This is a genomic window from Halorubrum aethiopicum (genome assembly GCF_001542905.1).
GTDB lineage: Archaea > Halobacteriota > Halobacteria > Halobacteriales > Haloferacaceae > Halorubrum > Halorubrum aethiopicum.
In genome coordinates this window covers 2,051,567-2,071,343 of record NZ_LOAJ01000001.1, presented here as the reverse complement: position 1 = coordinate 2,071,343, position 19,777 = coordinate 2,051,567, and the positions used below count along the sequence as shown (strand labels likewise).

Sequence of the window (19,777 nt, the reverse complement as noted above, 5' to 3'; positions counted from 1 at the left end):
CTTACTTCTCGATGATGCTCTCCTCGACAGCTTCGCCGAAGTGGCGCGCGACGTCCTCGTAGTAGACGAGCGCCTCGTCGCCGGCCTCGAGGTCCGTGACCGCCTTCCGCCCCTCGCTCGTGGCGACCTTCACGGTCTCGGCGTTCTGGATGAGCGTCTCGATCCGGTCGACGCCGTCGTCGGTCTCGAGTTCGGCCTGGACCCGGAACATCGGCCGCTTCTCGATCTTCACGCGCCCGACGATCGCCTCGCGGGTGTGCCCGTCCGTGTCGACGACCTGGACCTCGTCGCCGCTCGACAGCTCCGCGAGGTAGTTCGTGCCGCCCTCGGGGTTGCGCACGTAGGCGTGGACCGCGCCCGCGTTCACGCGGAAGGGTCGCGACTCGACGTACGGCGACTCCGCGGTCTCCGCGTGGACGAAGAAGAGCCCGCGGGACATCGACCCGACCAGCATTCCCTCGTCGCCGTCCATCAGCGACCCGGTGTCGATACAGACGCGGTCGGCCATGCCGGTGGCCTCGACCGCGGTCACCTCGGCGTGCCGCAACTCGAGCGTCTCGCGGTCGGCCGCGTCGCGGGCCTCGACCGCGCCGCGGATCTCGTCGGGCGAGTCGGCGTCGATGAGCACGCCGTCCGCGCCGATCTCGAGCGTCTCGAAGGCGGTCCGCGCCTCGGCGGCGGTCGTCGCGCCCGCGATCAGGTGCGTCTCCTCGCCGACGCGCGCGATGAGGTTCTCGAGGGGAATGATCGACCAGTCCTCGCCGACGACCACGGTGAAGTCGGCCGCGTCCGCCGCCTCCTCGGCGAACGCCTCGTACTCGGTGCCGAGCACGCGGACGTACGCGCCCTGCGCGCGGTCGTCGCGCCGGCGGAGCGTGGTGAGGTCGGCCGACCCGGAGAAGTCGTCGGGGAGGTCGATGGTGCCGTCGCCCTCGCCGCCCTTGCCGACGAAGTAGGCGTCCGCCTCCGCCTCGTCGTCGTCGCCGTCGACGACGTCGGCGTCCGCGAGGAACGCCGCCACGTTCACGTCGCCCAGTTCCCTGACGCTCGCGACGTCCGCCTCGTCGACGAGCACCCAGTCCGCGCCCGCCTCGATGGCGGTCGTGATCCGTCGCTTCCGCGCCTCCCAGTCGCCGACCGCGCCGTCGGCTTTGACCCAGACCGTGCGTGTCATTACCGGAACCTCACGGGGACGGTGCTTGAAAACTGCGGAAGGGACATGCGGGCGACGAGGTCGCCGCCCCGTTCGAACCCGCTCTCCCGGACTCAGGCCTCGAGGAACCCGCCGGCTTCGAGCGCCGCCTCCACGTCGGCGTCGTCGTGGACGACCGCCGACACCGCGCTCGCGATCCCCTCGGGGTCGTCGTGCTGGAAGATCGACCGGCCCATCGAGACGCCGGCCGCGCCGCCGTCCATCGCGCCGCGGACCATCTCGACGGTCTCGCGGTCCGTGCCCTTCGAGCCGCCGGCGATGACGACCGGGAGCCGGGTGGACTCCGTGACGCGCCCGAAGGTGTCGCCGTCGCCGGAGTAGCCGGTCTTCACCACGTCCGCGCCGAGCTCCTCTGCGAGCCGGACCGCGTGCCCGAGCGACTCCGGGTCCGTGCTGTCGACGCCCGGGCCGCGCGCGTACGCCATCGCGAGCACGGGGAGCCCGAGCCGCGAGGCCTCGTCCGTGAGCTCCGCCAGCTCCTCGATCTGTTCGGGCTCGTGGTCGGAGCCGACGTTGATGTGGAACGAGACCGCGTCCGCGCCGGCGCGGACCGCCGCCTCCGCGCTCGCGGTGACGCGTTTGTCCTGCTCGTCGGGTCCGATCGTCGTCGAGGCGTTGACGTGGACGATGTAGCCCGCGCCGTTCTTGTTGTCGTGGACGCGCGGGGCGATCCCCCGCTGGGTGAGCACCGCGTCCGCGCCGCCGCTCGTGACGCCGTCGATGGTCGACTCGATGTCGACGAGGCCCTTCACCGCGCCCATCGTGATCCCGTGGTCCATCGGGACGATGAGGTAGCGATCGTTCGTCGAGATCCGGTCGAGTCGTGCCGAGAGTCCTGCTGTCATTGTGGATCGGTCTTATGTGACCCTGTGTCAAAGGGAGGTAAGTCGGTTTCGTTCCGGGAGGAATTGGCTCCGATCCCGGCGGCGGGCCGGACGCCGAACGATGCGGACCGCCGCGCCCTCCCGCTCAGCGCGACTCGGCCGCCCCGGTCCGCGCCGCGTAGCCGCGCTCCGCACCCGCCTTCAGCTCCCGCGAGAGCGACTCGAGCCGGTCGGCGACCGCCTCGGTCGGGAGGTCCTCCTCGACGCCGTCGGCGACGATGTCCACGAGCGCGGAGCCGACGATGATCCCGTCCGCCCCGCCCGCGACGATCCGCTCCGCGTGCTCGCCCGTCGAGATGCCGAAGCCGACCGCCTTCGGCACGTCGTACTCGCGGAGGCGGTCGAGGCTCTCGGTCGTGCTGTCGGCCACGTCGCTCTTCGCGCCGGTCGTCCCGAGCCGCGCCTGGACGTAGACGTACCCCGAGACCCGGCTCATGATGCGCTCGAGCCGATCGCCCGTCGTGGTCGGGGCGACGATGAAGACGAGGTCGAGCCCGAACTCGTCGCAGGCCTCCCGCAGCGGGTCGGCCTCCTCGGCCGGAAGGTCGGGGACGACGAACCCCTCCAGACCGACCTCGGCCGCCTTCTCGACGAAGGCGCGGGGACCGCCGCTCGCGGCGTCGCCGCCCGTCTCCGAGGCGCTCCGCGCCTCGCCGTCCCCGTACTGATATATCAGGTTGTAGTAGGTCATACAGACGAGCGGCGCGTCCACGTCGAGCTCCTCGACGAACTCGAAGAAGCGGTCCGGCGTCATTCCGCCCTCGAGCGAGCGCACGACCGCGCCCTGGATCGTCGGCCCCTCGGCGATCGGCTCGGAGAAGGGGAGCCCGAGCTCGATCACGTCCGCGCCGCCGCGGTCGAGCGCCTCGACGTACGCGAGCGACGACTCGTAGTCGGGGTCGCCGACGGCGAGGTACGGGACGTAGGCGGGGCCGTCCGCGAACGCGGCCGCGAGCGCCTCGCTGTTGCCGGTCGTCGCGGTCCCGTCTCCTCCCGCGGTGCGTTTCGCCATCTCAGATCCCCTCCGAGAACATCGACATGTCGGGCGCGCCGGCGATCTCGCGCTTGTCGGTCTCCTCGATCACCGACTCGAGGTCCTTGTCGCCGCGACCGGAGACGGTCACGACCACCCGCTCGCCGAGGTCGTCGGCGTGCTCCTCGAGGTAGCCGAACGCGTGGGCGGTCTCCAGGGCGGGGATGATCCCCTCGGTGCTCGAGAGCCGGTGGAACCCCTCCAGGGCGGCGTCGTCGTCGACCGCGACCGGCGTCACTCTCCCCTCGTCGACGAGGTAGGCGAGCTCGGGGCCGACGCCGGCGTAGTCGAGCCCGGAGGAGACGGAGTGGCTCTCCATGATCTGGCCGTGGGAGTCCTGGAGCAGCTTCGTGCGCGCGCCGTGGAGCACGCCCTCCTCGCCGGCGAAAAGCGACGCGGAGTTGGGCGCGACGCCCGCCTCCTCGTCGACCTCGAGCGTGGAGCCGCCCGCCTCGATCGCGTGGAGCGCGACCTCGTCGTCGTCGACGAACCCCGCGAACGACCCCATCGTGTTGGAGCCGCCGCCCGCGCAGGCGACCACGTCGGTCGGGAGCCCGCCCGTCTTCTCGATCGACTGCGCGCGCGCCTCCTCCGAGATGACCGCCTGGAAGTCCCGGACCATCACTGGGAACGGGTGCGGTCCCACCACGCTGCCGATCACGTAGTGGGTGTTCTCGACGGTGGTCGCCCAGTCGCGCATCGTCTCCGAGATGGCCTCCTTCAGCGTGCCGCGGCCGGCGGCCACGGGGTTCACCTCCGCGCCGTTGAGCTTCATCCGGAAGACGTTGGGGCGCTGGCGGTTGATGTCGCGCTCGCCCATGTAGATCTCACAGGGCATATCGAGGTGGGCGGCCGCCATCGCGGTCGCGGTGCCGTGCTGGCCCGCGCCGGTCTCCGCGACGATCCGCTCTTTCCCCATGTACTTCGCGAGGAGGACCTGTCCGAGGGCGTTGTTCAGCTTGTGTGCGCCGCCGTGAAGCAGGTCCTCGCGTTTGAGGTAGATCTCCCGGTCGTAGCGCTCGGAGAGCCGCTCGGCGCGCTGGAGCGGGGTCGGTCGGCCGCCGAAGTCCGCGAGCCGCTCGCGGAACTCGTCCATGAACCCGTCCTCGTTGCCGAGGACGTAGCGCTCGTAGGCGTCGGTCAGCTCCTCGATCGCGGGCATCAGCGCCTCGGGGACGTACTGGCCGCCGTAGCGGCCGAACTTCCCGTCGTCGCGGCCGCGCTCGCGGCCCGGTCGCCGCGAGGGCTCCGGCGCGTCGGTCGTCGTGGGCTCGGTTTCGCTCATATGGATGTCTCCGCGGGCTCGTCGGTGGAGTGGGTGTCGGTTTCCGCGCGAACCAGCGCACGCGTGTTCGCCTCGACGTCGCCGTCCATGATCGCGCTGCCGACGAGCAGCGCGTCCGCGCCGGCCGCCCGCATCCGGCGGGCGTCGGCGGGCGAGGCGATCCCGCTCTCGGCGACCAGCGTCGCGTCGTCCGGGGCCGCGGGCGCGACCGACTCGAAGGTAGAGAGATCGACCGTCAGCTCGGCGAGGTCGCGGTTGTTCACGCCGATGGTCGTCGCGCCCGCGTCGACGGCGGCGGCGAGCTCCTCGCGGTCGTGGACCTCCACGAGGACCTGGAAGCCGCGGTCGCGAGCGGCCGCGAGCAGCTCGGCGAGGTCGTCGCCGACGAACCGGGCGATGAGGAGGACCACGTCGCTCTCGACGGCGTCGAGCTGCGACTCAGCCACGACGAAGTCCTTGCGGAGGACCGGCACGTCCACCGCCTCGCGCACGCGTTCGAGCGTCTCCGTGCTCCCGCCGAAGTGCTCCGGCTCCGTGAGCACGCTCAGCGCGGCCGCCCCGCCCGCGACCATCGACTCGGCCAGCTCCACCGGGTCGTCCTCGCGGGTCCCCTCCGTGGTCGGACTCGTCGGCTTGACCTCCGCGATCACGGGGACGCGGCCGTCCGCCTCCGCGCGCTCGAAGGCGGCGCGCAGATCGCGGGGCTCGACGGCGACGCGGTCCGAACCGGCCGGATCGCCGTCCTCGTTTCGTTCCCCGCCTCTCCCTGCGCCGTTTCTCCCTCCGCCGTCTCCCCCGTCTCGCCCGCCCGCCTCCGCCCGCTCGCGGGCCGCGGCGAGGATCGACCGTACCGCCGGATCCAACTCCGCTGTATCGTCCATTACTGTACACTAATGAACGTATCTGTACATAAGACTTGCGGGGACAGAGGCATCGACGGCGGAGAGTCTCGATCCGATCGGATCGAGGGCTGCCTCGGTCGGTTTATCCGTCGCGGGGACACACCGGGGCGTATGGCCACGAGCGGTACTTCCGGCGTCTTCGCGCGCGAGTACGACGCGATCGAGCGGGCGGTCGAGGTCGGCTTCGCCGGCGGGCGAGTGATCGCGGTGTCGTTCCCGGAGGAGGTCCCGGCCGACGCGGACGGCGACCACGACCTCCTCGATCGGGTGGGAGAGTACCTCCGGGGCGACCGCGAGACGTTCGGCGACGTCGAGGTGGGGCTCACCGTCCCCACCGATCGGCGGCGCGTCCTCGAGGCCCTCCGCGAGGTGCCGTACGGGGAGTCGACGTCGGTGAGCCGGCTCGCGCGGCTGGCCGGACTCGACGACAACGACGCCGAGGACGTCGGTCTGGTGAAGGAGGCACTGCGCGAGAACCCGATCCCCGTTCTCCTCCCGGACCACCGCGTGGAGGGCGGCCCGTACGCGACGCCCGGGGACGTGCGCGAGTCGCTCCGGCGCGTCGAGGGCCTGTAGTTCCGCCGCGTCCCCTCAACGGCCGACGACCGGGTCCGCCTCCTCGCCCTCCGAGACCGGGGCTCCGCCGTCGCCGCCGACCGGATCCGCCTCCTCCACGCACCAGGCGTTCCCCCGGCGGCCGAGCCGGCGCAGCTCGAGCCGGACGGCGTCACCGGGCTCCACCGCGTCGAGGAGCGTCTCCAGCTCCTCGCCGTCGCACTCGACCACGTGATACGTGCCGTTCCGGTCGGCGTCCCGGACGGTCATCGCGTCGTGGTCGTTCCGTGCCCTGACGACGACGTACCTATCGCTCCGTGCCATCACATGTTAACATGCTCAACTTCCGGCAATAAGTGTTGGGGACGAAAGCGGTCAGGAGACACGAGCGGATCGAGGGGCGCTCGGCGGACGGTCGGACAAAGTATACGGTCCTCCGGTCTGGAGTACACACATGGACGACGCCGGGGCCGACGGCCGGCACGCGGGGGGCGCGTCCGGCGACGAGGAGGCCATCGATCCGCCGGAGGCGTTCCGCGAGTCGGCCGCCGTCGCCGATCCGGACGTGTACGACTCGTTCGCGGCCGACTGGCCCGACGCGTGGCGGGCGGCCGCCGACCTGCTCGAGTGGGACCGCTACCCCGAGACGGTGCTCGACGACGACGACCCGCCCTTCTACGAGTGGTTCCCCGACGGCCGGCTCAACGCCGCGGCCAACTGCCTCGACCGGCACCTCGCGGACCGGCGCAACCAGCTCGCGATCCGGTGGTTCGGCAAGCGCGGCGAGCGCCGGTCGTACACCTACGCGGACCTCCACCGCGAGGTGAACGCCGCCGCGGCGGGCCTGCGGGAGCTGGGCGTCGGCGAGGACGACGTGGTCACGATCTACCTCCCGATGATCCCGGAGCTGCCGGTCGCGATGCTGGCGTGCGCCCGCATCGGCGCGCCACACAACGTCGTCTTCGCGGGACTCTCCGCGGAGGCGCTCGCGACCCGGATCGACGCCGCCGACTCGGCGTACCTGATCACCTGCGACGGCTACTACCGTCGGGAGGACGCGTTCAACCAGAAGTCGCGCGCCGACAACGCCCGGATCCGGGCCGACGCCGACCTCGAGGCGACGGTGGTCGTCGACCGCCTCGGCGACGCCCTCGAGACGCCGCTCGGCGCGGACGAACACGACTACGGCTCGCTGGTCGACGCCCACGACGGCGAGACGGTCGAGCCGGTCGCCCGGGACGCGACCGACCTCCTCTTCGTGATGTACACCTCGGGGACCACCGGCCGGCCGAAGGGGGTCGAGCACGCCACCGGCGGCTACCTCGCGCACGTCGCGTGGACGACGCGGAACGTCCTCGACGTGCGCCCCGACGACACTTACTGGTGTGCCGCCGACATCGGCTGGATCACGGGGCACTCCTACGGGGTGTACGGGCCGCTCTCGGTCGGGACGACGACGGTGCTGTACGAGGGGTCGCCCGACTACCCCGACCGCGACCGCGTGTGGGACCTGATCGAGCGCAACGCGGTCAGCGTCTTCTACACCTCCCCCACCGCGATCCGCTCGTTCATGAAGTGGGGCGCGGAGTACCCGGACCGCCACGACCTCTCGTCGATCCGCCTCCTGGGGACCGTCGGCGAGTCGATCACGCCGAAGGCGTGGCGCTGGTACCGCGAGCACGTCGGCGGGGGCGACGCGCCCGTCGTCGACACCTGGTGGCAGACGGAGACGGGCGCGATCACGCTGGCGACCCTGCCGGGCGTCACCCCGATGAAGCCCGGCAAGGTCGGCCCGCCGCTGCCGGGGATCGACGCCCGCGTCGTCGACCGCGACGGCGACCCCGTCGATCCGGGCGAGACGGGCTACCTGGCGATCGCGTCGCCGTGGCCCGGCATGCTCCGCGGGCTGCGCGAGGGCGACGAGCGGTACCGCCGGGAGTACTGGATCGAGGGCGAGGACGGCTGGCGCTACCGCACCGGCGACGGCGCGACCGTCGACGAGGACGGCTACGTGACGATCCTGGGCCGCGTCGACGACGTGATCAACGTCCGGGCCCACCGCTTCAACACCGCCGAACTGGAGTCGGCGATCGTCGCCGTCGACGGCGTCACCGAGGCGGCGGTCGTCGGCGACGACGACGGCGGCGTCGTGGCGTACGTGACGACCCGCAGCGACGTCGAACCCGACGCCGCCCTCCGCGAGGCGATCACGGAGGCGGTCGCCGGCGTCGTCGCCGAGGTCGCCCGCCCCGACCGGATCGTCTTCACTCCAGAGCTCCCAAAGACCCGCTCGGGGAAGATCATGCGCCGGCTGCTGGAGGACATCGCCCGGGGCGAGGAGTTCGGCGACGTGAGCGCGCTCCGGAACCCCGAGGTCGTCGGCGAGATCGAGTCCACCGTCCGCGAGGAGTGAGGTTCCTCCGAGGCGATCCACCCAAATATTGATTCCGTCGAAGCGTCAACGCCGTCAACAAGGATGTCACACCAGATCCGCCTCGACGACGACGTGTACGAACGGATCAAGGCCAACAAACGCGACGACGAATCATTCAGCGACGCCGTGAAACGGCTGATCGGCGGACGGTCGCTCCGAGACCTTCGCGGCGTCTTCGACGAAGACCAAGTGAGCGAAATGCGGGACGCCATCGAGGCGGCCGACCGGACCGACCGCGACGAAGTTCGCGACGTTGCGGAGCGGTTCGAATGATCGTCGACACGAGTTTCGTTTTGGACGTCATCGACGACGTCGACGCGGCCGTCATGAAGGAGCGCGAGCTCGAAGCGGAAGGCGTTCCGCTCGTCGTGCCGTCGATGACCGTGCTGGAGCTGTACATCGGCGTCGGAAAGGTCGCCGGCACACGCGAAGAGCGTCGAAGGGTGGAGGCCGTGCTCGACTCCTACCCGCTCGTGGATCTGACCCCGAGTATTTCCCGACGTGCCGGACGGCTGCTCGGCGAGCGGATGGCCGATACCGACGGCGACGAGGGGTCGGGGATCGGAAAAGCCGACGCAGTGATCGCCGCGACCGCGCTGGAGCGTGACGAGCCCGTTCTCGCCGGTGATCGGCATTTCGGAGACGTCCCGGGCGTCACACACGAAACGTATCGATAGCGTTTCGCTTTCACGAAAATATCCGAAACAGAACTCGAGATCGAACGAGTACGTCGAGAAAGACCGAAACAGGGTCGTCGAGACGTCTCCGTACTGGCGCGAAACTCGCCGTTTCAACCCCCACCACAAGAATTACCTTTCGCGTTTTCGAACGAATACGAAACTATGAGCGAGGCGCTCCCCGCCGACTCGTACGACGCGCTCGTGACGGCGGCGGGGACGTACCGCGCCGCGGTCGTCGTCCGACTGGCGGGAGAGGCCGGCCTGCGGACCGCCGAGATCACCCGCGTCCGCCCGTGCGACCTCGGAGAGTCGCCGGCGGCCGAGGGGACGTTCCTCCTCGCGGTACCGGCGGAGGGGTCCGCGGAACCGGAACGCGCGGAGACGGACGTCGACGCGGCGGACGACGCCGTCCCGATCGACCGCGAGACGGTCGTTCCGGCGTCGCTCGCGGCCGACCTCCGACGATACGCGGAGAGCGAGGGACTCGCCGCAGGCGACCCTCTCGTCGGCGTCTCCCCGCGCCGCGTCCAGATGCTGGTGCGCGAGACCGCGGAGCGGGCGCGGGAGCGCCGCGACGACCCGGCGCTGTCGTCGGTCACGCCGCGAACGCTCCGGCGGACCTTCGCCCGACGCCTCCTCGTCGACCGCGGCGTCGACCCGCACGTCGTCCGCGAGGCCGGCGGCTGGGAGACGCTGGACGCGCTGGACGCTCACCTCGACCCGCTCGACGGGGAGGCCATCGCCGCGGCCGTCGCGGGCGGGTCCGGCGACGACGGCGGCAAGGACGACGACGGTGACCGCGACGACGACGGCGACCGCGTCGGTTCCGGTGACCCGACCGAGGACCGCGAGGGTCCCACCGACCGCGGAACTCGCGAGGATCCGACGCTCACGCTCGTAGGCGCGTTCGAGGCGGTGGCCCGGGTTCCGGACCGGGAGGCCCTGTTCGAGACCGTCGTCGATCGGGTGTCCGAGACGGACCGGTGGCGGGAGGCTCAAGTCCGTCGCGGACCGTCGACGGAAGAGACGGGGCCGACCGACGAGCGATCGGAGTCGGTCCTCGAGGACGACCGCTGGCTCTCCGTCCCGATCGGTCACCGGGAGACGACCTACGGGACGCTCCGGCTCCTCCCGGACGGCGCGCCGGCGCGCCCCGCGGAGCGTCGGGAGGCCGAGGCGCTCGGTCGGTGTCTCGGCTGGGCGGTCACGGCGGGGCGCTGGCGGGACCTGCTCCACTCCGACGCGGTCACCGAGGTCGAGTTCCACACCGCGGCGGCGGACGCGTTCCTCGCGTCGACGAGCGCCGCGCTCGACTGTCGGATCGAACTCGAGTCCACGGTCGCCGTGTCGGGATCGGCCTCGCGGTGGTACCTCTCCGTGATGGGGACGGGCCCGCAGGCGGTCGCGGACGCGGTCGACGACGCAGAGGGCGTCGCCGAACTGCGCGTGATCGAGACGCGCGAGGACGGCTGTGCGGTGTCGGCCCGAGCGACCGGCGGGTCGATCGTCCGCGCGCTGACGGGCCACGGCGCGGCGGTCCGGGAGGCGGTGGCCGAGGAGGGCCGGGTCCGGGTCGTCGCCGACCTGCCGGACGGGACCGACGTGCGACCGATCGCCGACGACCTCCGGGAGGCCTTTTCCGACGCCCGGCTCGTGAGCAAGGAGTCGATCGCGCGATCGCCGCGGACCGAGTCGGCGTTGCGCGAGGGGGTGATCGACCGGCTCACCGACCGCCAGTGGGCGACGCTGTCCGCGGCGTACCACAGCGGCTACTTCGACTGGCCGCGCGGCAGCACGGCCGAGGAGGTCGCGGACGCGATGGACGTCTCCTCGCCCACCTTCCACAACCACCTCCGGAAGGCGGAGCGGGCGCTCCTCGAGACCCTCTTCGAGGAGCGCGACGCGCGGGATCGCCCGTGAACTCCCGCGATACCGACTCGGATCTCGACCGTATCCTTCACGATTTTTCCTATTTAGGGTGGTTGTTTATGTAGGGGTGTTCGGTGTATACGATCGTACCCATGACCGAGGACGACGGACAACTGGAAGCACGGCTACAGGAACAGGAGGTGTTCGAGCCGTCCGACTCCTTCGTATCGGGGGCGAACGTGAGCGATCCCGGGATCTACGAGGAGTTCGAGGAGAACTGGCCGGAGTGCTGGGAGGGGGCGGCCGATCTCCTCGACTGGGAGACGGAGTACGACCGCGTGCTCGACGACGACGACCCGCCGTTCTACGAGTGGTTCACGGGCGGCGAGCTGAACGCCTCCGCGAACTGCCTCGACCGACACCTCGACGAGCGCGGCGACGAGGCCGCCATCGAGTGGGTCGGCGAGCCGGTCGACGAGGAGGACCGGACGTACACCTACGAGGAGCTCCACCGCGAGGTCAACGAGTTCGCGGCCGCGCTCCGGGAGATGGGCGTCGAGGAGGACGACGTCGTCACGATGTACATGCCGATGATCCCGGAGCTGCCGGTCGCGATGCTGGCGTGCGCTCGCATCGGCGCGCCACACAGCGTCGTCTTCGCGGGGTTCTCCGCGGAGGCGCTCGCGACCCGGATGAACTCGGCGGACTCCGAGTACCTCGTCACGTGTGACGGCTACTACCGCCGCGGCGACCCGCTCGATCACCTCTCGAAGGCCAACGAGGGCCTCGAGGACGTCGAGCACGGCACCGAGACGATCGTCGTCGACCGGCTCGGTCCCAACGACGACGACTTCGGCCACGACCTAGGCGACGACCAGCACGACTACGACGCGCTCGTCGAGGCGCACGCCGGCGCGGAGGTCGAGCCCGTGACGCGGGACGCCGAGGACATGCTCTTCCTGATGTACACCTCGGGGACGACCGGGAAACCCAAGGGCGTGAAACACACGACGGGCGGCTACCTCTCGTGGGTCTCGTGGACCTCGCAGGCGGTGCTCGACATCAAGCCCGAGGACACCTACTTCTGTTCGGCCGACATCGGCTGGATCACGGGACACTCCTACATCGTGTACGGGCCGCTCGCGCTCGGCACGACGACGATGATGTACGAGGGGACGCCGGATCACCCCGACCGCGACCGCCTCTGGGAGATCATCGAGGAGTACGAGGCGACCCAGCTGTACACCGCGCCGACCGCGATCCGCGCGTTCATGAAGTGGGGCTCGGAGTACCCCGCCGCCCACGACCTCTCCAGCCTCCGGCTGCTCGGAACCGTCGGCGAGCCGATCAACCCGCGCGCCTGGAAGTGGTACTACAAGCACATCGGCGACGAGGAGTGTCCGGTCGTCGACACCTGGTGGCAGACGGAGACCGGCGGGATGATGATCACGACGCTGCCGGGCGTCAAGGACATGAAACCCGGCTCCGCCGGGCCGCCGCTCCCCGGACTCGACGTACAGATCCTCGACACGGCGGGCGAGGAGATCGAGCCGGGACAGGCCGGCTACCTCACGGTCCAGAAGCCGTGGCCGGGGATGTTGCGGACCCTCTATAAGAACGACGAGCGGTTCATCGAGGAGTACTGGGCGGAGTACTCCGACACCGACAGCGACGACCCCGACGACTGGGTGTACTTCCCCGAGGACGGCGCGAAGATCGACGAGGACGGCTACATCACCGTGCTCGGCCGCGTCGACGACGTGATCAACGTCTCCGGCCACCGGCTCGGGACGATGGAGATCGAGTCGGCGATCGTCGGCGTCGAGGGGGTCGCCGAGGCCGCCGTCGTCGGCGGCAACCACGACATCAAGGGCGAGGCCGTCTACGCGTACGTGATCACGGAGGACGGCTACGAGGGGGACGACGACCTCCGCGAGCGGATCGTCGCGGGCGTCGAGGACGCTATCGGCCCGATCGCCCGCCCCGAGCGGATCGTGTTCAGCCCCGACCTCCCGAAGACCCGCTCCGGGAAGATCATGCGACGCCTGCTCGAGAACATCGCCGACGGCGAGGAGATCGGCAACACCAGCACGCTTCGTAACCCCGAGATCGTCGAGGAGATCCAAGCCAAGGCGGCCGACGACTGAGCGCCCTCCCCGCTCCGGCCGGACCTTCCGGACCGGTTCGCGATCGAGGATCACCGACTACCGATTACCGACTACGGACGACCGATCACCGATTCACGACGACCATCCGCGGAGACCGAACGGACCACGTCATGACAGATAACGACACCCACGACCGAGCGAACGCCCCCGAGACGGACGGCGGCGTCGCGACCGGAGCCGCACAGGCACACAAGGAGACCGACTACCTCGGCTCGGAGGTGAACATCCTCAACCCGAGCACGCCGTACATGCGCGATCACCTCCGTATCGTCTGGACGGGGTTCGCCGTGTGGGTCCTCGCGATCTGGGGGCCCGTGACGCTGACGCGGATCGCGCCCGGCCCGATGACGAGCCAGATGCCGATCTTAGGCTTCCCGCTCCACTACTTCCTCGTCGCGTTCGGCGCGCCGACCAGCGCGCTGATCTTGGCGTTCTGGTACTCGCGCAAGCGGGACGCGCTCGACGAGAAGTACGGGATCGACCACGGCACCGAAGCGGACGCCCCGAGCGGGGCTGACGTCGCGGCGACCGACGGGGGATCCGACGAATGACGGGGAGCTCCCTCCTCCTCCAGAGCGACCTCCTTCCGGAGGCGCTCGACATCTCGTTCAAGATCGGCCCGGCGATCCTCGTGATCGGGATGTTGGGACTGTTCCTCACGATCGGCTTCATCTTCCGCGTCGCCGACACCGACGACATGTGGGTCGCCGGCCGGTCCATCGGGAACGTCGAGAACGGGATGGCGATCGGCGCGAACTGGATGTCCGCCGCCTCGTACCTCGGGATGGCGGCGTCCATCGCGCTCGCGGGGTTCTACGGGCTCGTGTTCGTCGTCGGCTGGACGACGGGGTACTTCATCCTGCTCATCTTCCTCGCCGCGCAGCTGCGCCGGTTCGGGAAGTACACGGCTCCGGACTTCGTCGGCGACCGGTTCAACTCCGACACCGCGCGCGCCATCGCGGCGGTGACGACGTTCCTCATCGGCTTCGTCTACGCCATCGGGCAGGCGAAGGGGATGGCGCTCGTCGGGCTGTACATCTTCGGCGACTACGGCGGGCTCATCCCCGGCCTGGACGGGTACCAGGTGATGGTGGTCGCCATGATGGTCGTCACCGTCGGCTACCTGACGCTGTCCGGCATGCTCGGCGCGACGAAGAACCAGGCGGTCCAGTACGTCATCCTCATCCTCGCGTTCGTCGTCGGACTGTTCGTCGTCGGCTGGACGAACGGCTACTCGACGGTGCTGCCCCAGCTCGAGTACGGGATGTTGATAAGCGAGCTCGGCAGCGAGTTCTCCGAGCCGTTCGCCTCCTCGAGCTACTACCTCTGGGTCGCCACGACGTTCTCGCTGATCGTCGGCACCTGCGGGCTGCCGCACGTGCTCGTCCGGTTCTACACGGTCGAGAGCGAGCGGACGGCCCGCTGGTCGACCGTGTGGGGCCTCTTCTTCATCTGTATCCTCTACTGGAGCGCCCCGGCGTTCGCGGCGTTCGGGACGGACCTGTACAGCCAGAACGTCGGCGCGACGTACGGCGACCCCGGAATGTCGAGCGCGGCCAGCGAGGTCATCGTCGTGCTGGCGGCGCAGCTGTCGGGGCTCCCGGACTGGTTCGTCGGCATCGTCGCGGCGGGCGGCATCGCGGCGGCCATCGCGACGGTCGCCGGGCTGTTCATCGCCGGCTCGTCGGCCATCAGCCACGACATCTACACCAACATCATCAATGAGGACGCGACGCAGCGCCAGCAGATCCTCGTCGGCCGCCTGTCGATCGTCGCGCTGGGCGCGTTGACCACGCTGGCCGCGCTCAACCCCGCGTCGTCGATCGCCGCGCTCGTGGGGTACGCGTTCTCGCTCGCCGGCTCCGTCCTGTTCCCGATGTTCTTCCTGGGGATGTGGTGGGAGAACGCCAACCGGCAGGGCGCGCTCGCGGGCATGACGACCGGGCTGACGCTCTGGTCGATCCCGATGATCAACCAGATCGTCCCGACGTACATCGGCTCGCTCGACGCGCCGCTGTCGGCGGGGCTGGCCCAGTGGATGCCCGCCATCGGCTCGGCGCTGATCACGCTCCCCGTCGTGTTCGCCGTCACCATCGTCGTCTCGATGGCGACCGACGAGCCGTCGCTGGAGACGAAGCGGATCGTCCGGCAGTGTCACAGCCCCGAACCGATGGGGCAACAGGAGACCGCCGAGGACGTCGTCGCCGACGGCGGCGAGGAGATGGCGACGGACGGGGGCCACACAGTTGACGACGCGGCCACGGAGGAGTGATCATGTACGAACGCATTCTCGTTCCCACGGACGGTAGCGACGTCGCGGAGGCCGCCGTCGATCACGCGCTCGACCTCGCGGAGAAGTACGACGCCGAGGTCCACGCGCTGTACGTGGTCGACATCGACTCCGTGAACTTCAGCCTCGGAACCGAACAGGTCGACCGGCTCAAACAGGGACGGTTCGACGAGATGGAGGAGCTGAAAGAGCAGGCGGACGAGGCGACCGGCGTGGTCGCCGACCGCGGCGCGGAGCGCGACGTCGACGTGGTCGAACACGTCTCCGGCGGCCGCCCGCACAAGGTGATCGCGAGCTACGCCGAGGACAACGGGGTGGACCTCATCGTCATGGGGAGCCACGGTCGCGCCGGCGTACGGCGTGCGCTCCTCGGGAGCGTCACGGAGCGCACCCTGCGCTCGACGCACGTCCCCGTCCTCGTCGTCGACTACCTCGAGGAGGACTGAAACCCCGACCGCGCCGGACCGGCCGGCGCGCCGTCGTCACGACCCCGCACCGCTCCGTTTCCGGAACGCCGACGTATCCCGACCGACACGCTCACCCATGACCGAGACCGACCCGACCGATCCGATCGATGACTCGGAGGAGAACGCCCTCGTCGACCGCCTCAGATCGCACGTCAGCGAGAACCGGACCGGCATGTTCCAGGACCTCGTGTTCGCGGTCGCGTGGGTGACGGTCGTCTCGCTGCTCTTCGATCACGTCTTCGTCGGAGCGCCGAAGTGGGCGTTCTACCTGGCGATGATCGGCGGTATTCCGGCGTACTTCGGCTTCTTCATCTCGCTGGAGGCGGCGAGAGAGCGGTAGCGCGTCCAGTTTTCGATCGTCAATCGTCGAGCGTCTCGGCGGACGTCTCGGGACCCTCCTCGCCGTCTCCGGCGGCGTCCGCGTCCGGGGGAACCGTCGCCCTCTCGGACCCGTCGACGACGCCCTCCGTCCACGTTCCCCGCCGGAACCACGCCGCGCCGAGGACGAACGAGACGACCGCGGCCGTCGCGTACGCCCACCAGAGCCCCTCGACGCCCCAGCCGAGCCCCGTGTAGCCGACCTCGACCGCGGGGACGGCGAGGGGACCGACGGCGAACCCGCCGAGGGTGAGGCTCACGGTCCCGAACGCCAACAACGCGGCGACGGGGATCCGGAATATCCACCGCGAGAGCAGCGACAGCGCCATCGCGGCCTTGGTGTGACCCGCGCCGCGGAACCCGCCCTGGATCACCATCAGCCCGCCGAAGAAGGCCCACGAGAGCGCGACGATCCGCAGGAAGCCGATCCCCTCCGCGATCGTCGCCGGGTCGTCGACGAAGACGCCCATCGCGACGCCGGGGAAGACCCAGACGAGCCCGCCGGCGACCGCGAGCAGCCCCATCGTGCCCGCGGTGGCCGCGCGCGTGACGGCGGCCGCGCGCTCGGGGGTCCGCGCGCCGAGGTTCTGGCCCACGCCGGTCGCGGTCGCCTGCCCGACCGCGCCGGCGACGCCCCACGAGATCGACATCAGCCGGACGCCGATGCCGTACGCCGCGGTGGCGGCCGGGCCGAACCGCGCGACGAGCGCCGCCATCGCGACGGCCGCGAAGGACCGGGCCCAGCCGTCGAGCGTCCCCGGGTACCCCACGTCGATGAGCTTCCGGAGGATCTCCGGGTTCGGGATGAGGTCGCGGACGTACAGCTTCACGCCCCAGTCGCCGCGGAGCAGGATCCAGATCCCGACCGCGGTCGCGAACAGGCGGGCGATGAACGTCGCGATCGCGGCCCCGCGGGTGCCCATGGCGGGGACCGGTCCCCACCCGAGGATGAAGACGGGGTCGATGACGATGTTGAGCGCGGCGGAGATGGCGACGAGCCACATCGCGGTCCGGGTGTCGCCCGCGCCCTGGAGCGACGCGCGGAACGCGAAGAAGAGGAACGTGAGCGGCAGCGTGAGGAAGATCACCTCGATGTACGCGAGCGACTCCGTGAACACCGCGTCGCGCGCGCCGATCCAGTAGAGCAGTCGGTGGCGCGCGAGGAAGCCGACGATCGCCAGGACGACGGAGACGACGACCGCGAGCAACACGGTCTGGCCGACGATCTCGTCCGCGCGTCGGTCGTCGCCCGCGCCGACGTGTTGGGAGACCAGGGCGATCGTCGCGGCGGTGAGCCCCATCGCGGTGGAGACGAACAGCCACGACAGGGGGAACATGAGCGAGACGGCGGCGACGGCGTCGGTGCTCACGCGCCCCACCCAGAACATGTCCGCGAGGTTGTACAGCGTCTGGAGGAGGTTGCCGAGCACCAGCGGCCACGCGAGGTCGAACAGCTTCGGGGAGATGGCTCCCGTCGTCATGTCGACCCTGGCGTCGTCGTTTCCCACGGGGATCCCGTCCGAAGCCTGGGCCCCTCCGGACCTAACCTTTCGGGAGGCGGCGGGCGAGGCAAGCGAGGTAAGCGAGGCCGAGGGAGCGAAGCGACCGAGGCCTCGTGGCGGAGCGGAGAGCGGAGCGACCCGCGAAGCATGGCGGTTCGGAGAGGGAGCGAAGCGACCGAGGCCTCGCTCACCTCCCGGAGACGGGTGCCGCGACCGCAAGGACGACCACCCGGGCCGCCGTCGGGGTCGGCATGGTCGAGAAGCGCGCGGACGGCGGGGAATCGGACGCGAACGACGCGCTCGCTGCGACGATAGACGACCGGGTGGAGACGTATCGGGACCGGCTCTTCGACCTGCTCGCCCAGTCGAGCGTCTCGACGACCGGCGAGGGGATGGAGGCGGCCGTCGACCTCGTGATCGACGTCCTCGAGGGATCCGGACTAGACGCGGAGCGGATCGAGACGGAGCGGTATCCCGTCGTCTACGCGGAACGCGGGCCCGAGGGCGGGGAGAGCGCCGGCGACGACGGGGACGCTGTCGGAAACGACGCGCCGACCGTCCTGTTTTACGGCCACTACGACGTCCAGCCGCCGGGCGACGTCGACGCGTGGGAGTCGCCGGCGTTCGAGCCGACGGTCCGGGACGGCTCCATCTACGCCCGCGGCGCGGGCGACAACAAGGGACAGTTCGCGGCCCACGCCTTCGCGGTCGACGCGCTCGTCGCCGCCGACGCGTTCCCGGACGCCACGGTGAAGCTGCTCGTCGAGGGCGGCGAGGAGAGCGGGAGCGCCGGGCTCCGCGAGTACCTCGAGAGCCAGCCGGCCGAACTCGCCGACGTCGACCTCGTGTACGTCGCCGACGGACCCCGTCACGCGGTCGCCGGCGACGACGGGGTCCGGACGGGCGTGCCGACGCTGATGTACGGCAACCGCGGCGTGCTCTCCATCCAGGTCGACCTGCGGACGGCGAACACGGACCTCCACTCCGGCAACTTCGGCGGACCGGTGCCGGGCGCGACGAACCGGCTCGTCGAACTCCTCGCGTCGATGCGCGCGGACGACGGCGACGGGATCGCCGTCGACGGCTTCCACGACGGGACCGCGATCACCGACGCGGACCGCGAGCTGGTGGCCCGGATTCCGGACGACAGCGAGGCGATCCGCGAGGAGCTGGACGTCGACCGGTTCGTCACCGACGACCCCTACTACGAGCGGCTTTTGACCCGGCCGAGCATGACGGTGAACGGCCTCTCCGGCGGCTACCAGGGCGAGGGGATGAAGACCGTCCTGCCGGCGCGGGCGTCGGCGAAGCTCGACTTCCGGCTCGTTCCGAACCAGGACCCCGACGCGGTCTTCGAGGCGGTTCGGGACCACCTCCGCGAGCGCGAGCCGCGGGTCGAGGTGGCGAAACACGGGACGTTCCCGCCGATGAAGACGCCGGTCGACACGCCGATGGCGGACCCGGTTCGGGAGTCGCTCGCGGCGGTGTGGGGCGAGGACGCCGTCGAGCTGCCCGTGTTGGGCGGAAGCCTTCCGGCCGCCTACTTCCGGGAGGTGGAGGCGCTCGCGGACGTGCCCGTGCTCGTCGTCCCGTACGCCAACCACGACCAGGGGAACCACTCGCCGAACGAGCACCTCGACGTCGACTGCTTCGAGAACGGGATCCGGACGAGCGCGCGCGTCATCCGGGCGATCGCCGAGAGGTGACGCTCGCCGAAGGGCGACGCTCGGTCGAGGGCGAGTAGCCCGAGTCGCCGATCGCGGATCGGTGGGATCGGCGGTCGAATCGGGCACGAGCCGCCGATGCCGGTTTCGACACCAAACACTTATTGCCCGGTTCCGCCTCTATACGGTCGCGATGGCGACAGGCAAGGTCGACTTCTTCAACGACACCGGCGGTTACGGATTCATCGAGACTGACGACGCTGACGAGGACGTGTTCTTCCACATGGAGGACGTCGGCGGCCCGGACCTCGAGGAAGGCCAGGAGGTAGAGTTCGACATCGAGGAGGCGGAGAAGGGTCCGCGCGCGAAGAACCTCACTCGACTGTAAGCGGCGGTACGACGACCGCTCGGACAGCCCGCGAAACGCGTCCTGCGTATATCATCCTCGCCAGC

The 19,777-nt window shown here is 70.3% G+C and carries 19 protein-coding genes; 12 read left to right on the top strand and 7 right to left on the bottom strand.

Annotation, left to right across the window (positions count from 1 at the left end; genetic code table 11):
* Position 1: 1 nt before the first annotated feature.
* From AXA68_RS09835 to trpC, 5 genes are all read right to left on the bottom strand, one after another.
* The gene (locus AXA68_RS09835) at positions 2-1,174 is read right to left on the bottom strand and encodes a 3-dehydroquinate synthase II (protein WP_066415990.1); all 1,173 of its coding nucleotides are present in this window, start codon (positions 1,172-1,174) and stop codon (positions 2-4) included.
* 92 nt (positions 1,175-1,266) lie between these two features.
* Positions 1,267-2,058, bottom strand: a complete 792-nt coding sequence (locus tag AXA68_RS09830) for a 2-amino-3,7-dideoxy-D-threo-hept-6-ulosonate synthase (RefSeq protein WP_066415987.1) — start codon at positions 2,056-2,058, stop codon at positions 1,267-1,269.
* 124 nt (positions 2,059-2,182) lie between these two features.
* Complete coding sequence (gene trpA, locus AXA68_RS09825; RefSeq protein WP_066415984.1) at positions 2,183-3,109, bottom strand: tryptophan synthase subunit alpha; 927 nt, start codon at positions 3,107-3,109, stop codon at positions 2,183-2,185.
* 1 nt (position 3,110) lies between these two features.
* Positions 3,111-4,415 (bottom strand): tryptophan synthase subunit beta, encoded by a 1,305-nt coding sequence (gene trpB, locus AXA68_RS09820; RefSeq protein ID WP_066415976.1) that lies wholly within the window; start codon positions 4,413-4,415, stop codon positions 3,111-3,113.
* Positions 4,412-5,296, bottom strand: coding sequence for an indole-3-glycerol phosphate synthase (gene trpC, locus AXA68_RS09815; protein WP_066415975.1), 885 nt, complete (start codon positions 5,294-5,296; stop codon positions 4,412-4,414). The genes trpB and trpC overlap by 4 nt, the downstream gene beginning before the upstream one ends.
* 132 nt (positions 5,297-5,428) lie before the next feature.
* Here trpC and AXA68_RS09810 point away from each other — a divergent pair, with 132 nt between their 5' ends.
* The gene (locus tag AXA68_RS09810; protein WP_066415973.1) at positions 5,429-5,893 is read left to right on the top strand and encodes an MGMT family protein; all 465 of its coding nucleotides are present in this window, start codon (positions 5,429-5,431) and stop codon (positions 5,891-5,893) included.
* Between the two features lie 15 nt (positions 5,894-5,908).
* On the opposite strand, the gene AXA68_RS09805 is transcribed toward AXA68_RS09810, so the two are convergent.
* Positions 5,909-6,196, bottom strand: coding sequence for a hypothetical protein (locus tag AXA68_RS09805; RefSeq protein ID WP_232745099.1), 288 nt, complete (start codon positions 6,194-6,196; stop codon positions 5,909-5,911).
* Positions 6,197-6,326: 130 nt separating this feature from the next.
* On the opposite strand from AXA68_RS09805, the gene acs (AXA68_RS09800) reads away from it, so the two are divergent.
* The 9 genes from acs (AXA68_RS09800) to AXA68_RS09760 all read left to right on the top strand — a co-directional run bounded on the left by acs (AXA68_RS09800) (position 6,327) and on the right by AXA68_RS09760 (position 16,120).
* The gene (acs, locus tag AXA68_RS09800; protein WP_066415971.1) at positions 6,327-8,285 is read left to right on the top strand and encodes an acetate--CoA ligase; all 1,959 of its coding nucleotides are present in this window, start codon (positions 6,327-6,329) and stop codon (positions 8,283-8,285) included.
* Between the two features lie 63 nt (positions 8,286-8,348).
* Complete coding sequence (locus AXA68_RS09795) at positions 8,349-8,579, top strand: antitoxin VapB family protein (RefSeq protein WP_066415968.1); 231 nt, start codon at positions 8,349-8,351, stop codon at positions 8,577-8,579.
* Entirely contained in the window at positions 8,576-8,983 is a 408-nt protein-coding gene (locus AXA68_RS09790) for a PIN domain-containing protein (protein ID WP_066415965.1), read from the top strand. The genes AXA68_RS09795 and AXA68_RS09790 overlap by 4 nt, the downstream gene beginning before the upstream one ends.
* A 165-nt stretch (positions 8,984-9,148) precedes the next feature.
* Entirely contained in the window at positions 9,149-10,906 is a 1,758-nt protein-coding gene (locus AXA68_RS09785) for a bacterio-opsin activator domain-containing protein (protein ID WP_066415962.1), read from the top strand.
* Positions 10,907-11,007: 101 nt separating this feature from the next.
* Positions 11,008-13,002 carry an acetate--CoA ligase gene (acs, locus tag AXA68_RS09780; RefSeq protein WP_066415960.1) on the top strand — a complete coding sequence of 665 codons (1,995 nt, stop codon included), beginning with the start codon at positions 11,008-11,010 and terminating at the stop codon, positions 13,000-13,002.
* Positions 13,003-13,133: 131 nt separating this feature from the next.
* Complete coding sequence (locus AXA68_RS09775; RefSeq protein WP_066415957.1) at positions 13,134-13,574, top strand: DUF4212 domain-containing protein; 441 nt, start codon at positions 13,134-13,136, stop codon at positions 13,572-13,574.
* Complete coding sequence (locus AXA68_RS09770; RefSeq protein WP_066415955.1) at positions 13,571-15,295, top strand: VC_2705 family sodium/solute symporter; 1,725 nt, start codon at positions 13,571-13,573, stop codon at positions 15,293-15,295. Before AXA68_RS09775 ends, AXA68_RS09770 begins: the two co-directional genes overlap by 4 nt.
* Before the next feature lie 2 nt (positions 15,296-15,297).
* Complete coding sequence (locus AXA68_RS09765; protein ID WP_066415953.1) at positions 15,298-15,759, top strand: universal stress protein; 462 nt, start codon at positions 15,298-15,300, stop codon at positions 15,757-15,759.
* A gap of 97 nt (positions 15,760-15,856) precedes the next feature.
* Positions 15,857-16,120, top strand: a complete 264-nt coding sequence (locus tag AXA68_RS09760; RefSeq protein ID WP_066415951.1) for a hypothetical protein — start codon at positions 15,857-15,859, stop codon at positions 16,118-16,120.
* Between the two features lie 19 nt (positions 16,121-16,139).
* Here the strand turns inward: AXA68_RS09760 and AXA68_RS09755 are convergent, their stop codons facing one another.
* Positions 16,140-17,639, bottom strand: coding sequence for an MATE family efflux transporter (locus AXA68_RS09755; protein WP_066418514.1), 1,500 nt, complete (start codon positions 17,637-17,639; stop codon positions 16,140-16,142).
* 272 nt (positions 17,640-17,911) lie between these two features.
* On the opposite strand from AXA68_RS09755, the gene AXA68_RS09750 reads away from it, so the two are divergent.
* Positions 17,912-19,366: a M20/M25/M40 family metallo-hydrolase gene (locus AXA68_RS09750; protein ID WP_066415950.1), complete on the top strand. Its 1,455-nt coding sequence runs from the start codon at positions 17,912-17,914 to the stop codon at positions 19,364-19,366.
* Positions 19,367-19,517: 151 nt separating this feature from the next.
* Positions 19,518-19,712, top strand: a complete 195-nt coding sequence (locus AXA68_RS09745) for a cold-shock protein (protein WP_066415948.1) — start codon at positions 19,518-19,520, stop codon at positions 19,710-19,712.
* Positions 19,713-19,777: the final 65 nt, after the last annotated feature.

Excerpts from the sequence above, each read along its gene's own strand:
- AXA68_RS09835 (WP_066415990.1), bottom strand. The coding sequence starts at position 1,174 with ATGACACGCACGGTCTGGGTCAAAGCCGACGGCGCGGTCGGCGACTGG.
- AXA68_RS09830 (WP_066415987.1), bottom strand. The coding sequence starts at position 2,058 with ATGACAGCAGGACTCTCGGCACGACTCGACCGGATCTCGACGAACGAT.
- trpA (WP_066415984.1), bottom strand. The coding sequence starts at position 3,109 with ATGGCGAAACGCACCGCGGGAGGAGACGGGACCGCGACGACCGGCAAC.
- trpB (WP_066415976.1), bottom strand. The coding sequence starts at position 4,415 with ATGAGCGAAACCGAGCCCACGACGACCGACGCGCCGGAGCCCTCGCGG.
- trpC (WP_066415975.1), bottom strand. The coding sequence starts at position 5,296 with ATGGACGATACAGCGGAGTTGGATCCGGCGGTACGGTCGATCCTCGCC.
- AXA68_RS09810 (WP_066415973.1), top strand. The coding sequence starts at position 5,429 with ATGGCCACGAGCGGTACTTCCGGCGTCTTCGCGCGCGAGTACGACGCG.
- AXA68_RS09805 (WP_232745099.1), bottom strand. The coding sequence starts at position 6,196 with ATGGCACGGAGCGATAGGTACGTCGTCGTCAGGGCACGGAACGACCAC.
- acs (WP_066415971.1), top strand. The coding sequence starts at position 6,327 with ATGGACGACGCCGGGGCCGACGGCCGGCACGCGGGGGGCGCGTCCGGC.
- AXA68_RS09795 (WP_066415968.1), top strand. The coding sequence starts at position 8,349 with ATGTCACACCAGATCCGCCTCGACGACGACGTGTACGAACGGATCAAG.
- AXA68_RS09790 (WP_066415965.1), top strand. The coding sequence starts at position 8,576 with ATGATCGTCGACACGAGTTTCGTTTTGGACGTCATCGACGACGTCGAC.
- AXA68_RS09785 (WP_066415962.1), top strand. The coding sequence starts at position 9,149 with ATGAGCGAGGCGCTCCCCGCCGACTCGTACGACGCGCTCGTGACGGCG.
- acs (WP_066415960.1), top strand. The coding sequence starts at position 11,008 with ATGACCGAGGACGACGGACAACTGGAAGCACGGCTACAGGAACAGGAG.
- AXA68_RS09775 (WP_066415957.1), top strand. The coding sequence starts at position 13,134 with ATGACAGATAACGACACCCACGACCGAGCGAACGCCCCCGAGACGGAC.
- AXA68_RS09770 (WP_066415955.1), top strand. The coding sequence starts at position 13,571 with ATGACGGGGAGCTCCCTCCTCCTCCAGAGCGACCTCCTTCCGGAGGCG.
- AXA68_RS09765 (WP_066415953.1), top strand. The coding sequence starts at position 15,298 with ATGTACGAACGCATTCTCGTTCCCACGGACGGTAGCGACGTCGCGGAG.
- AXA68_RS09760 (WP_066415951.1), top strand. The coding sequence starts at position 15,857 with ATGACCGAGACCGACCCGACCGATCCGATCGATGACTCGGAGGAGAAC.
- AXA68_RS09755 (WP_066418514.1), bottom strand. The coding sequence starts at position 17,639 with ATGACGACGGGAGCCATCTCCCCGAAGCTGTTCGACCTCGCGTGGCCG.
- AXA68_RS09750 (WP_066415950.1), top strand. The coding sequence starts at position 17,912 with ATGGTCGAGAAGCGCGCGGACGGCGGGGAATCGGACGCGAACGACGCG.
- AXA68_RS09745 (WP_066415948.1), top strand. The coding sequence starts at position 19,518 with ATGGCGACAGGCAAGGTCGACTTCTTCAACGACACCGGCGGTTACGGA.